Origin of the sequence: Marisediminicola antarctica, from assembly GCF_009930795.1 — a bacterium.
Taxonomy (GTDB): Bacteria; Actinomycetota; Actinomycetes; order Actinomycetales; family Microbacteriaceae; genus Marisediminicola; species Marisediminicola antarctica.
Genome location: NZ_CP017146.1, coordinates 1,957,850 through 1,971,004 on the forward strand (window position 1 = coordinate 1,957,850; position 13,155 = coordinate 1,971,004).

Here is a 13,155-nt window from a genome sequence, read left to right on the forward strand (position 1 = left end):
CAGCTCGCTGATAAAAGGCGTCTGCGTTTGGCACTCGCCCGCTCGAAGTGATTGAGTAAATGGCCCGGCACGTGTCGATTCGCGCTTTATCGCGAGGAATGAGCCAAACCTTATGATCGAATTCCGCTCGGTAACGAAGAAATTTCCCGACGGGACGATCGCCGTCGACGACTTCACCCTCGTTCTTCCGTCGCGCAAGACCACCGTGCTCGTCGGGTCCTCCGGATCAGGCAAGACCACGCTGCTGCGCATGATCAACCGCATGGTCGATCCGACCTCCGGAACAATCGAGATCGACGGGGAAGACACCTCGGGGCTCGACCCGGTCGCCTTGCGCCGCCGGATCGGCTACGTGATGCAGAACTCCGGGCTCCTGCCCCACTTCACCGTGATCGAGAACGTCGCAACGGTGCCCGTGCTCAATGGGGTGCCACGCAAGCGGGCGTTCTCGGATGCGCTCGCGCTGCTCGACACCGTCGGCCTCGAGCGGACGCTCGCCGACCGCTACCCGAGCCAGCTCTCCGGTGGGCAGCAGCAGCGAGTGGGCGTGGCCCGCGGGCTCGCCGCCGATCCGAACATCCTGCTCATGGACGAGCCGTTCGGTGCCGTCGACCCCATCGTGCGCGACGAACTCCAGCAGGAGCTCATCCGGCTGCAGCGCGAACTCGACAAGACCGTGGTCTTCGTCACCCATGACATCGACGAGGCGTTCCTGCTCGGCGATCAGGTCGTCATCCTCGAGCAGGGCGGCCAGATCGCCCAGATCGGGTCGCCGTCTGAGATCATGGCGGCCCCGGCGAGCGACTTCGTCTCGAGCTTCATTGGCGCCGATCGGGGCAAGCGCGCCCTCAGCATCCGGCACACCGATCGCGGTTCCGTGCTCGTAGACGGGTTCGGTCGCGCCGCCGGCGTGCTGGTAGAGGACGCCCTGGTTGATTCAGGGGAGTCGACGAGTTCGTGAACTGGGTCCTGAACAACCTCCCCCTCATCGGTGAGCGCACACTGGACCACCTCGGCATCGCCGTCCCCGCGATCATCCTGAGCTTTGTCCTCTCGGTGCCGATCGGCTGGGTCGCCAACCGGTACAGCGCGAGCAACGGCGCGCTGCTCTGGCTGTCCGGCTCACTCCTCGCGCTGTCCGGGCTGCTCTACGCGATCCCCTCCCTTCCCTTGTTCCTGGCGCTCCCGGCAGTCATCGGCACGGGCCTGCGCGATCCCATCAACGTCGTGATCGGGCTGACCCTCTACGGCATCGCGCTCATGGTGCGGGCGACCGCCGACGCCCTCGCCTCCGTCGACCCCCACGTCGAGCAGGCGGCGACGGCGATGGGCTTTTCCGGCTGGTCGAGGTTCTGGAAGGTGGAACTGCCGCTCGCCGGCCCGGTGCTGCTCGCCGGCATCCGTGTCGTCTCGGTCAGTACCGTGAGCCTCACCACGGTGGGCGCGGTACTGGGTATCAAAAGCCTCGGCCTGCTGTTCACCGACGGTCTGCAACGCAACATACCGGGCGAGATCTACGCCGGCATCGTAATGACGATTCTCATCGCCATCGTGCTCGACGCCCTCCTCGTGCTCTGCGGCCGCCTCCTGATGCCGTGGCGGCACGCCGCCGCCGCACCGAAGGCGCAGGCGCCGGCGCCGACCAAACTGGGGGTGAACGCGTGAACCTCATCATCGACGCGATCGCCTGGATCCTCGACCCCGCCCACTACGGCGGGCCCAATGGCATCGGGGCGCGGCTGTTCGAGCACCTCTGGATCAGCGTGCTCTCGCTCCTCATCGCCGGCGCGATCGCCATTCCCGCCGGATTCTTCATTGGCCACACGGGCAGGGGCAAGGCCGCGGCGGTACTCGTCTCCGGCGGGGTGCGCGCGCTGCCCACCCTCGGGCTCATCTCGATCCTCGGCCTGTCGATCGGAATCGGAGTGCAGGCGCCGATCATCGCCTTCGTCGTTCTCGCGATCCCCTCGCTCCTCGCCGGCGCCTACGCCGGCTTCGAGGCGATCGATCGGCGCATCGTCGATTCCGCACGCTCGGTCGGGATGACCGAGTGGCAGATCGTCGGCCGGGTCGAGGTGCCGCTCGGACTCCCACTGCTCATCGGCGGCATCCGCTCCGCGACCCTCCAGGTCATCGCCACCGCGACCCTCGCCGCCTACATCAGCGGCGGCGGGCTCGGAAGCTTCATCTTCCTCGGGCTGCGCACGAACGACTACACGCAGATGCTCGCGGGCTCCATCCTCGTGATCGCACTCGCGATCGCCTTCGAGGGCTCGTTCAGCGCCCTCCAACGACTTGTTGTCCCCGCCGGCGTGCGGGCAGGACAGCGCACGAACGTCCGCTCCGGATCATCCCGATCCGTGGCGGCAGCGGAATAACCGCATCAGAGAGGAATCACGAAATGTTCACAGCAGCAAAGGGCCGACTCGCGTGGAGCGCAGTCGCGGTGGGGGCTGTCGTGGCCCTCGCAGGGTGTGCGTCGGGGGATCCCCTCGACGAGGGAACGAGTACTGAGGATGAGGGCGCCGCGGCACCGCTGGTCGTCAGCTCGCAGGCGTACTACTCCAACGAAATCATCGCGGAAATCTATTCGCAGGCGCTCGAGGCGGGCGGCTACGAGGTGGATCGCCAATTCCAGATCGGCCAGCGCGAGGTGTACCTGCCCGAGCTTGAGGCGGGCAACATCGACGTCTTCCCCGAATACATCGGAAGCCTGCTCCAGGCGCTCGACCCCGAGGCCGCCGGCGGAACCGCGGACGAGGTGTTCGCCGACCTCCAGGACGCGCTGCCCGAGGGCCTCACCGCTCTCCAGCCCGCGGATGCCTCGGACCAGAACTCCTGGACCGTCACTCAGGAGTTCGCCGACAAGTACGACCTCACCGATGTCGCGTCGCTGGCGAACGTCACCGAGCCGATCATCGTCGGTGGCAACTCCGAGCTCGCCACGAGGCCCTACGGCCCCGAGGCGCTCGAGTCGCAGTACGGCGTGCCGATCGCCGAGGTCAAGTCGATCGAAGACAGCGGCGGACCGCTCACGGTCAAGGCGCTCGTCGACAACGACATCCAGCTCGCCAACATCTACACGGCCGACCCGAACATCAAGGCCAACAACCTTGTGGCCCTCGACGACCCGGACGGCATCTTCTTCCCGGACAACGTCGTGGCGATCGTGTCCGACAACGTCGACGCGGGCGCGCAGGAGATCCTCGACGAGGTCAACGCGGCGCTGAGCGCCGGCGACCTCGTGAGCCTCAACTCGGAGAGCTTCAACGACCAGAAGTCGGCCGACGTCATTGCCGAGGCGTGGCTCACCGACAAGGGCCTCATCTAGGGGATTAGCAGTGCGCGGGGGCGGATGCTTGGGCATCCGCCCCCGTTCTTCTCTGTGCGCTGGCGTCTGTGTGCGCTGACGTCATTCGTCGCGCCGGGTCGGGCCGTCGTCGGCGGAACGGACCATGTGCCGGGCCTCGTAGCGCCCGAGGATCTTCTTGCCGGCGAAGATGAGGAGGAGAAATCCCGCGATGATGCCCACAAAAAGGTACGCCGCTCCATGCAGGCTGTCGGACAGCTCGCGGAAGGTGCCGGCGGCGGCCGATCCGACCGAGACGTACGCGACAGCCCAAATGACGCAGGCGGGTATCGTCCAGGCCATGAACTTGCGGTAGCTCATCGCGCTCATCCCGACCGTCAGCGGGATCAGCGAGTGCAGCACGGGCAGGAACCGGGAGATGAAGACGGCGGGCCCGCCGCGCCGGTCAAGGTAGTTCTCGGCTCGCACCCAGTTGCGTTCGCCGACACTCTTTCCGAGCCGGCTGCGACGGATCTTCGGACCGAACCAGCGGCCGAGGCCGAATCCGATGCTCTCGCCCGCGAGAGCCCCGACGATCACGGCGAAGATGAGCCCGAAGTACTCGAATGCTCCGGACACCGCGGTGCTCGAGACGATCACGATCGAATCGCCGGGCACAACCATGCCGACGAGCACCGAGGTCTCGAGCAGCATCCCGAGGGCAGAGAGCAGGGTGCGGGTGAGCGGGTCGACATTCTCCACGAGGTCGAGGATGGCGTTGAGGGCGTCGTTCACCTATCGACCGTATCCGAGTGGGCGTGACAGTTTGCCGAGTCGCGCCCGCCAGCTGCGAAGCCGGCCAGGCTGCTCCGCGGGCTGGGGGCCGTCGATCCACCGCGTGACGATGCGGATGCCGTGGAGCGAGCTCAGCGCCCACATCTCGAGCCCGTCGAGGTCGGCTGGGGTGACCGGCTCCGTCAGCACCTCGATCCCGAGTGCAGCGGCGACCGTGAGGACGGTCTTCGCGGTGACGCTGTCGAGCCGGTCAAAGTCGTCCGGCGGAGCGCACAGGGTGTTCCCGCGCCACCACAGCAGGGCAGAATAGGCACCCTCGACAACGAATCCCTCGGGTGACAGGATCGCGACCTCGCCTGCTCCGCGCTTCGCCGCCTGTGCCCTGACCCTGCCGAGCGCAGCCAGATCGGGGCCCTTCACCGTGGTGCGGGTGCGGGGATCGGCACCCTCGTGGCTGATCATGGTGACCGATTCCGAGCGGGCCGGGGCGTCGCGCAGCCGCAGCACGAACGCAGGGACGCCGCCGTTGTGCTGGAGTTCGATGCGTGGGAACCAGTCCCCGGTCCGTGGAATCGCAGCGATCGCCGCGGTCCAGAAGGCGTCGAAGTCGAGCCGCTTGAGATCGAGGTCGGCCCGATCGCCGAGCTCGTCGCGGACCGACCCGGCGAACCGGCTGCGATGCAGGTCGAGCGCGAGCACAGTGCCGTCGTGCACGAGCCATGAATCGGCCACGACGATCGTGGCCTCGGCGAAGGCGTCGTTGTCGACGGCATTCAGTGCACCGTCACGCCACAGGTAGCTCACGGAGGTGGGCGGCGCGGCAGAACTCATATGGTTAGGTTATGCGCCAGCGGATCCTCCGACATCCCGTCGACGGATGGTCCGATCCGGCCGCCGCGTTCGGCGCTCTGCACGGCGGGGACGCGAACGCGTTCTGGCTCGACGGGGGAGCCCATGCCGTTTCGGGTATGACTTACATGGGCGCGGGGAAGCAGGTCGTGACCGCCTCCGTGGCGCACAACACCGTCACCCTCGCGCCCGGCGGGCAGGTACTCGACTGCACCATCTTCGACTTCCTGCGCGACCAACCGGTGCTGACCGGCGAGGCCATCGGCGCCCCGCTCGGCTGGGTCGGCTGGTTCGGCTACGAGCTGCGCGCGCAGACGATGCCGGCGCACGGCAACGCCACCGCAGGCATCCGCTCCCGGGTGTCCCGGCATCCGGATGCCGCCCTCCTGCGGATCGACAGGCTCGTCGCCTTCGACCACGCGGCGCGATCCGTGCACCTCATCGCGCTGGGCGACGCGTGGACCGGCGAGCTGGCCCGCTGGCGCGACGGCACCCTCGCGTCACTCGCCGGCGCGCCGTCGCGCCCGAACCAGGGTGCGGCCGACGCACCCCACGCTCTCCCACAGAAGCCCACCGCCGCGATCCGCTGGCGCGACACCGACGAGGAGTACCTCGCGAAGATCGCCGCATGCCAGCTTGCCATCGTCGAGGGCGAGGCCTACCAGCTGTGCCTCACAACCGAGGTCGCGGTGGACGTGCGACCCGACCCGCTCGCGACCTGGCTCGAGCTGCGGCGGGCGAGCCCGTCGCACCACGGTGGGTTCCTGCGCATCGGCGAGGTGAGCCTGCTGAGCTCCTCACCGGAGCAGTTTCTGAGCCTCGACAGCGCGGGTGTGCTCGAGTCGAGGCCGATCAAGGGCACCAGGCCTCGCGGCGCGAACCCCGCGGACGACAACCGCTTGCGCTCCGAGCTCGCAACGAGCGAGAAAGAACGCGCCGAGAACCTCATGATCGTCGACCTCATGCGCAACGACCTCGGACGCGTCTGCGAGGTCGGGTCGGTGGGCGTGCCGTCGCTGCTCCGGGTCGAGAGCTATGCCCAGGTGCACCAGCTGGTCAGCACCGTGCGCGGCCGGCTCGCCGCAGACCGGGGTGCGATCGACGCGATCGAGGCGTGCTTCCCCGCCGGGTCGATGACGGGTGCGCCCAAGCTGCGGGCGACCGAGCTTCTCGACGCCCTCGAGTCCCGCCCGCGGGGGCTCTACTCCGGTGCCTTCGGGTACGTCGGGTTCGATGGGGGCCTCGACCTCGCGATGGTCATCCGCAGCATCGTGCTGGATGCCGACGGCGCCACGATCGGCACCGGCGGCGGCATCACCGCCCTCAGCGTGCCCGCCGAGGAGCTAGCGGAGATGAAGCTCAAGGCGGCCGCGCTGCTGAGGGCGCTCGGGGTTTAGTAGCCTGTTCACGGGCGCGATGCTGCCCGAAAACCCCCTGCACCGATTGAGAGCCCAATGGCACACGACAACGACCGCGCACGCAACGGGTACGACATCGACGCCATCCAGGCCAAGTGGCTCCCGCGCTGGGAGGAGACCAAGCCGTTCAGCACGGGCGACGCCGACGACAAACGCCCGCGCAAGTACGTGCTCGACATGTTCCCGTACCCCTCGGGAGACCTGCACATGGGGCACGCGGAGGCCTACGCGCTTGGCGACGTGATCGCCAGGTATTGGCGGCAGCAGGGTTTCAACGTTCTTCACCCGATCGGCTGGGACTCGTTCGGGCTGCCCGCCGAGAACGCCGCAATCAAGCGCGGCGTGGACCCGCGTGACTGGACCTACCGCAACATCGAGCAGCAGAAGGCGACGATGAAGCGCTACGCCGCGTCGTTCGACTGGGACCGGGTGCTCCACACGAGCGACCCGGACTACTACAAGTGGAACCAGTGGCTGTTTTTGAAGATGTACGAGAAGGGCCTCGCCTACCGCAAGGACAGCTGGGTCAACTGGGACCCGGTGGACCAGACCGTGCTGGCAAACGAACAGGTGCTCGCCGACGGCACATCGGAGCGCAGCGGCGCGGTTGTGGTGAAGAAAAAGCTCACCCAGTGGTATTTCAAGATCACCGACTACGCCGACCGCCTGCTCGATGACCTCAACCAACTCGAGGGAACCTGGCCCAGCAAGGTGCTCGCGATGCAGCGCAACTGGATCGGCCGTTCGATCGGAGCCGACGTCGACTTCGTGATCGAGGGCCGGGAGGCCCCGGTTAGCGTGTTCACCACCCGCCCCGACACCCTGTACGGCACGACATTCATGGTCGTGGCACCCGACTCCGAGCTCGCCGCCGAGCTCGTGCGGGGCTCCTCGCCCGAGGTGAAGGCCGCGTTCGCCGAGTACGCCGCGCAGGTGCAGATGATCAGCGAGATCGACCGGCAGGACGCCACCCGGGAGAAGACCGGCGTGTTCCTCGACCGTTTCGCCGTCAACCCTGCGAACGGCGAACGCTTGCCCATCTGGGCGGCCGACTATGTGCTCGCCGACTACGGGCACGGCGCCGTGATGGCCGTGCCCGCGCACGACCAGCGCGACCTCGATTTCGCCCGCGCATTCGGACTTCCCGTTCGGGTGGTCGTCGACACCAACGCTCCGGTCACCGGGGCGATCCCGGTCATCCACATGGACGAGCACGGCAACTACGAACTGCCCGACGACCTCCCGCCGCTGGATCCGGCCATCACCGGCGTCGCCCTGACCGGCGAGGGACGGATGCTCAACTCCGGCCCGCTCGACGGGCTGAGCAAGTCGAACGCCATCCGCCGCATCATCGAGCAGCTCACGGGGGCCGGTACCGGCCGCGCGGCGAAGAACTACCGGCTGCGTGACTGGCTGATCAGCCGGCAGCGCTACTGGGGCACCCCGATCCCGATCATCCACGGCGCCGACGGCGAGCTCATTCCCGTGCCGGAGGAGCAACTGCCGATCCTGCTCCCGCCGACCGAGGGGCTCGACCTGACGCCGAAAGGGACTTCGCCGCTCGGCGCCGCCACCGACTGGGTCAACGTCACCAATCCGGTCACCGGCGAGAGTGCCCGGCGCGACCCCGACACGATGGACACCTTCGTCGACAGCTCCTGGTACTTCCTGCGGTTCCTGAACCCGCGAGACGAGACGAAGGCGTTCGACCCGCGGGAGGCCGACAAGTGGGCCCCCGTCGACCAGTACGTCGGCGGCGTGACCCATGCGATCCTGCACCTGCTCTACGCCCGCTTCATTACGAAGGTGCTCTTCGACATGGGCTATGTGAACTTCACCGAGCCGTTCAGCGCCCTGCTCAACCAGGGCATGGTGCTCATGGAAGGCTCGGCGATGAGCAAGAGCAAGGGCAACATCGTGGGCTTGAGTGAGCAGCTCGATGAGCACGGTGTCGACGCGGTGCGCCTGACGATGGCGTTCGCCGGACCGCCGGAAGACGACATCGACTGGGCTGACGTGTCGCCCCACGCCTCGGCGAAGTTCCTGGCGCGCGCCTGGCGCCTCTCGGACGACGTCACGAGCGCCCCGGAGATCGACTGGAAGACCGGCGATGTTGCGCTGCGCCGCGTCACCCATCGGTTCCTCGCCGAGGCCCCCGGTCTCATCGAGGCGTTCAAGTTCAACGTTGTGGTGGCGCGGCTGATGGAGCTCGTCAACGCCACCCGCAAGGCAATCGACGGTGAACCAGGCAAAGCGGATGCCGCGGTGCGCGAGGCGACCGAGACCGTGGCCCTCGGCCTCAGCCTGTTCGCCCCGTACACCGCCGAGGACATGTGGGAGAAGCTCGGCTACCCTCCCTCTGTTGCGCACTACGGCTGGCGCAAAGCCAACCCGGTGTTGCTCGTCGAGGAATCGGTGACCGCGGTCGTTCAGGTCAACGGCAAGGTGCGCGACCGCTTCGAGGTCAGCCCGAAGATTGCGAACGACGACCTGGAAAAGCTCGCCCGAGCATCCGCCGCGGTGACGAGGACGATCGGCGACAGCGAGATCGTCAACGTCATTGTGCGCGCCCCGAGACTGGTGAATTTCGCCACGAAGGGCTGAGGCGAGTCCACTCCTCCCCACCGACGACCGGCGGCGGGTCGGGAACGACGTCTGTCGGCCTGCCCCACACCCTGGCGTGCCGCCCTAGCCTTCACGGGTGACCCCGACGCTCCGTGCCCCACCCGCACCTCCGCGGGTGCGGATGACGCTCGGCGCGGCGGTCGTGCTCCTCCTCGTCGGACTCGTCGTCGCGGTGTTCGTCTCGGCGCTCGGCCCGCGCGGCTCCGTGGTCACACTCGCTCCAGAACCCGCTCCCGTCGCCGAGGACCTCCCGGGGGTCGCGGCAGCCGGCGCCGGCGCCACGATCTTCGTTCACCTGCTCGGGGCGGTCCAGCGGCCCGGCCTCTACGAGTTGCGCGCGGGGGACCGGGGGATCGACGCGGTCGCGGCTGCTGGCGGCTTCGCCGAGACCGCAGACCAGTCCCAGCTCAACCTCGCCCGCCCGCTCAGCGACGGGGAGCAGATCTACGTGCCCGCGATCGGTGAGACGCCCCCGCCGGGTGCCGGCACTGTCGGAGGCGGCGGCGGCGGGGCAGGGACGGTGGCCGGCAAGGTCAACCTCAACACGGCCGACCTCGCGGCGCTCGACACCCTTCCCGGGGTCGGGCCGGCCACCGCGAAGGCGATCATCGACTGGCGGGATGCCAACGGGCGGTTCACCGCAGTGGAGGACCTGCTCAGCGTGACCGGCATCGGAGACAAGACCCTCGCCGAGCTTCGGGACCTCGTGACGGTGTGATGAGCGATGACCGCAGACACGGAAGCCCCAGGTCGCGCAGTCGGCGCCGATGTGCGGCTCGCTGTGCCGGCGGCTGTCGCGTGGATCGCCGTGGCCGTCGCGATCGGCGCCCCGGCGGCGTCAGCCCCGATGGCCGTGACCGGTTGGGTGCTCGCCGGCATGCTCATCGTCGCCGGCCGCACCACCCGCCGGCCCACCGCGGCGATCGCCGCACTCGCGTTCGGGCTCGCCGCTCTCGGGGCGACATCGGCGGCGGCCTCGGCCCCGCACCGGCAGCCGCCCGCCCTGATCGAGGCCGCGCACGCCGGGCGCTTCATCTCGGCGGAGGCCACGACCACCCAGACCGTGCTCCCCGGCAGCGAGTCGTTCGCCGTCGACCTCGCCTCCATCAGTATCGGCCCCGAGGTCGTCGCCATCTCGGCGCCCGCGCGTGTGTTCGGCGTGGCCCCGGACAGCGAGCTCGGCATCGGCACGCGCATCCGGGTCACAGGCACCCTTGCGGCGACGCCGCCGCAGGACCGGGTGGCGTTCCTCGTCTTCGCAAACGGCCCACCGATCACCATCGCGGCGTCGCCGCCGGGACTCGACTGGGCAAACGCTCTGCGGGCGTCGTTCCGGGATGCGGCGGCAGTGCTGCCCGGCGACGGCGGCGCGCTGCTGCCCGGACTCTCGATCGGCGACACGAGCGCGGTCGGCGACGAGCTCGACGCAGCAATGAAACGGAGCGCACTGAGCCACCTCACTGCGGTGTCCGGCGCCAACTGCGTGGTCGTCATCGGCATCGTGATGCTCGCCGGGGCGGCGATCGGGGTGCCGAGGGCGTGGCGGATCGGTGCCTCGATCGCCGTGCTCGGCGCATTCGTCGTGCTCGTCACGCCGGAGCCGAGCGTGCTGCGGGCGGGCACGATGGCGCTCATCGTGCTCGTCTCGCTCGGCGGGGGCAGACCGGTGCGGGGGCTGCCCGTGCTCGCACTCGCCGTGATCGGGCTGCTCGTCGCCGACCCCTGGCTTGCCCGCAGCTACGGCTTCGCCCTCTCCGTGCTCGCCACGGCTGGCCTGCTCCTGCTGGCGGGCCCACTCACCGGCGCACTCGGCCGGTGGATCCCGGTGCCGCTCGCGGCGGTCATCGCGATCCCGTTCGCGGCCCAGCTCGCCTGCCAGAGCGTGCTGATCCTGCTCGACCCGTCGATCCCGAGCTACGGGGTGCTCGCCAACGCACTGGCGGGCCCCGCCGCCCCGGCCGGCACGGTGCTCGGCCTGCTCGCGTGCCTGCTGCTGCCGGTCGCCCCCGGCCTCGGGGCGATCGTCGCCCAGCTCGCCTGGGTGCCCTCGGCCTGGATCGCGGCCGTCGCCCAGTTCTTCAGCGGGCTGCCCGGGAGCCGTCTGCCGTGGCTCGATGGAGCGTTCGGTGCGGTGCTCCTCGGGCTGCTCTCGGTTCTCGTCGTCGTTGCCCTCAGCGACCGAGCCGACCACGCGGTCCGGCGGCGCGTTGCCTCATCCGTGATCGCGATCGTCGCCGTTGGGGCGCTCGGGGCGAGCACCGGCACGGCGGCCCGCACCTGGCTCACACGCCCCCAGGACTGGCAGTATGCCCAGTGCGACGTCGGGCAGGGCGACGCCGTTCTCGTGCGCAGTGCGGGAGAGACCGCGCTGATCGATGCCGGGCCCGATCCCGAGCTGCTCGAGAGGTGCCTCGGCACGCTCGACATCGACCGGGTCGACCTGCTCGTGCTCACCCACTTCGACCTCGACCATGTCGGCGGGGCCGGTGCGCTCGTCGGGCGGGCGAGCCGTGTGCTCATCGGGCCGAGCGACGGGCCGGATGCCGATGAACTGGCCGAGACGCTTCGTGCCGGGGGAGCGCGGGTCGAGGAGGTGAGCGGGGGCGCGACGGGCACGCTTGGTGAGCTGCGATGGAGCGTACTGTGGCCCCGGTCGCCGCTGCGGGGCATCGAACCGGGCAATGCGGCGAGCATCGCGATCGCCTTTGACGGGGTCGCGACCGGTGACCGGGGGTGCGGATGCCTCAGCTCGATCTTCCTCGGCGACCTCGACGATCAGGCCCAGGCGCTCCTCATGGCCACGGGCCGGATACGGCCGGTCGACGTCGTCAAGGTCGCCCACCATGGGTCCGGCGATCAGGACGGGCGGCTTTACTCGAGGCTGCGGGCCACCGTCGGCCTCATCGGGGTCGGGGAGGAGAACACCTACGGGCATCCGACACGCGAGGCGCTCGACGTGCTCGCGGCCGCCGGCACGGTGCCGGCCCGCAGCGACCGGCTGGGCCTCGTGCTGGTCGCTCCCGCCGACAACGGGGGCGTTCGGCAGTGGAGCGAACGCGGGTGACCGTGCGGGGCGGCAGGTCGCAGGCCCGAGCTAGGCTTGACCCACAAGGAAACGAGGGTTCGTGGCAGGCAGGACAACGGCGAAGCCAGCGAAGAAGACGTCGGTCGCGATCCCGCAGCTCGCCTGGAACCAGGTGCGGCCCGCCCCGGTGGTACTCGTCTCCGGAACCGAGGGGTACCTCGCCGACCGTGCGATCCGGGCGCTCAGGGACCTTCTCATGGCAGAAGACCCGAGCCTCGAGATCAGCGACCTCGAGGCAGACGGCTATGCCCCGGGCGAGCTCATCACCCTAGCGAGCCCCTCCCTGTTCGCCGAACCCAGGTTCATCCGGGCAGTGAACGTCGAAAAGTGCACCGATGCGTTCATGGACGAGGTGCTCGCCTACCTCGCCTCTCCAGCCGACGACACCTACCTCGTGCTGCGGCATGCCGGGGGAGTACGCGGCAAGCGGATGCTTGACGCCCTCCGCGGCGGTCTGGGTGGCGGCATCGAGATCGTCTGCGCCGAGCTGAAGAAAGACACCGACAAGTTCGACTTCGCGGCCGCCGAGTTCGCCGCTGCCGGCCGCCGAGTGAGTTCCGGCGCACTGCGTGCGCTCGTCTCGGCGTTCTCGGCGGACCTCGCCGAACTCGCCTCCGCCTGCCGGCAGCTCCTCGCCGACGCGGGTGCCGAGATAACCGAGGCGACGGTCGAGAAGTACTACTCCGGTCACGTCGAAACCAACGCGTTCAAGGTCGCCGACACGGCGATCGCCGGCCGCTACGGTGAGTCCCTGATCCTGCTGCGGCACGCGCTCGCCTCGGGCGCCGACCCCGTCCCGATCGTCGCGGCGTTCGCGATGAAGCTGCGCACGATGGCGAAGGTGTCGGGCGGACGCGGCGGCAGCGGCCAGATCGCCGCGAAGTTCGGCCTGGCGCCCTGGCAGGTGGAGCGCGCCCAACGCGACCTCCAGGGCTGGGACGACGAGGGACTCGGTCGCTGCATCACCATGCTGGCCGAGACGGATGCCGCGGTGAAGGGTGGCGGGCGCGACCCGGTCTACTCCCTCGAGCGCATGATCACGCTCATCAGCGCGCGCGGGAGAGGGCCGGGCAGCTGACGCCCGCTTGGCGCGA

11 protein-coding genes are annotated in these 13,155 nt (G+C 69.2%); 9 read left to right on the top strand and 2 right to left on the bottom strand.

Annotation, left to right across the window (positions count from 1 at the left end; genetic code table 11):
• Positions 1–112: 112 nt before the first annotated feature.
• The 4 genes from BHD05_RS09270 to BHD05_RS09285 are packed head-to-tail and all read left to right on the top strand — an operon-like array spanning position 113 to position 3,331.
• Positions 113–961 carry an ABC transporter ATP-binding protein gene (locus BHD05_RS09270; protein ID WP_161886176.1) on the top strand — a complete coding sequence of 283 codons (849 nt, stop codon included), beginning with the start codon at positions 113–115 and terminating at the stop codon, positions 959–961.
• Positions 958–1,665: an ABC transporter permease gene (locus BHD05_RS09275; RefSeq protein WP_161886177.1), complete on the top strand. Its 708-nt coding sequence runs from the start codon at positions 958–960 to the stop codon at positions 1,663–1,665. The genes BHD05_RS09270 and BHD05_RS09275 overlap by 4 nt, the downstream gene beginning before the upstream one ends.
• On the top strand, positions 1,662–2,378 hold the full coding sequence (locus BHD05_RS09280) for an ABC transporter permease (RefSeq protein ID WP_161886178.1): 717 nt from the start codon (positions 1,662–1,664) through the stop codon (positions 2,376–2,378). Before BHD05_RS09275 ends, BHD05_RS09280 begins: the two co-directional genes overlap by 4 nt.
• Before the next feature lie 23 nt (positions 2,379–2,401).
• The gene (locus BHD05_RS09285) at positions 2,402–3,331 is read left to right on the top strand and encodes an ABC transporter substrate-binding protein (RefSeq protein ID WP_161886179.1); all 930 of its coding nucleotides are present in this window, start codon (positions 2,402–2,404) and stop codon (positions 3,329–3,331) included.
• Positions 3,332–3,412: 81 nt separating this feature from the next.
• On the opposite strand, the gene BHD05_RS15720 is transcribed toward BHD05_RS09285, so the two are convergent.
• Both BHD05_RS15720 and BHD05_RS15725 read right to left on the bottom strand, forming a co-directional pair.
• Positions 3,413–4,084 (bottom strand): DedA family protein, encoded by a 672-nt coding sequence (locus tag BHD05_RS15720; protein WP_202614182.1) that lies wholly within the window; start codon positions 4,082–4,084, stop codon positions 3,413–3,415.
• Positions 4,085–4,915 carry an aminotransferase class IV gene (locus tag BHD05_RS15725; RefSeq protein ID WP_202614183.1) on the bottom strand — a complete coding sequence of 277 codons (831 nt, stop codon included), beginning with the start codon at positions 4,913–4,915 and terminating at the stop codon, positions 4,085–4,087.
• A gap of 11 nt (positions 4,916–4,926) precedes the next feature.
• Here BHD05_RS15725 and BHD05_RS09295 point away from each other — a divergent pair, with 11 nt between their 5' ends.
• The 5 genes from BHD05_RS09295 to holA all read left to right on the top strand — a co-directional run bounded on the left by BHD05_RS09295 (position 4,927) and on the right by holA (position 13,139).
• A complete protein-coding gene (locus BHD05_RS09295; RefSeq protein ID WP_161886180.1) occupies positions 4,927–6,330 on the top strand; it encodes an anthranilate synthase component I family protein in 1,404 nt (467 codons plus the stop codon).
• 57 nt (positions 6,331–6,387) lie between these two features.
• Complete coding sequence (gene leuS / locus BHD05_RS09300; protein WP_161886181.1) at positions 6,388–8,955, top strand: leucine--tRNA ligase; 2,568 nt, start codon at positions 6,388–6,390, stop codon at positions 8,953–8,955.
• A gap of 97 nt (positions 8,956–9,052) precedes the next feature.
• Positions 9,053–9,694, top strand: coding sequence for a helix-hairpin-helix domain-containing protein (locus BHD05_RS09305; protein ID WP_236966490.1), 642 nt, complete (start codon positions 9,053–9,055; stop codon positions 9,692–9,694).
• A gap of 6 nt (positions 9,695–9,700) precedes the next feature.
• On the top strand, positions 9,701–12,040 hold the full coding sequence (locus tag BHD05_RS09310) for a ComEC/Rec2 family competence protein (protein WP_161886182.1): 2,340 nt from the start codon (positions 9,701–9,703) through the stop codon (positions 12,038–12,040).
• Between the two features lie 61 nt (positions 12,041–12,101).
• On the top strand, positions 12,102–13,139 hold the full coding sequence (holA, locus tag BHD05_RS09315; RefSeq protein ID WP_161886183.1) for a DNA polymerase III subunit delta: 1,038 nt from the start codon (positions 12,102–12,104) through the stop codon (positions 13,137–13,139).
• Positions 13,140–13,155 lie beyond the last annotated feature (16 nt).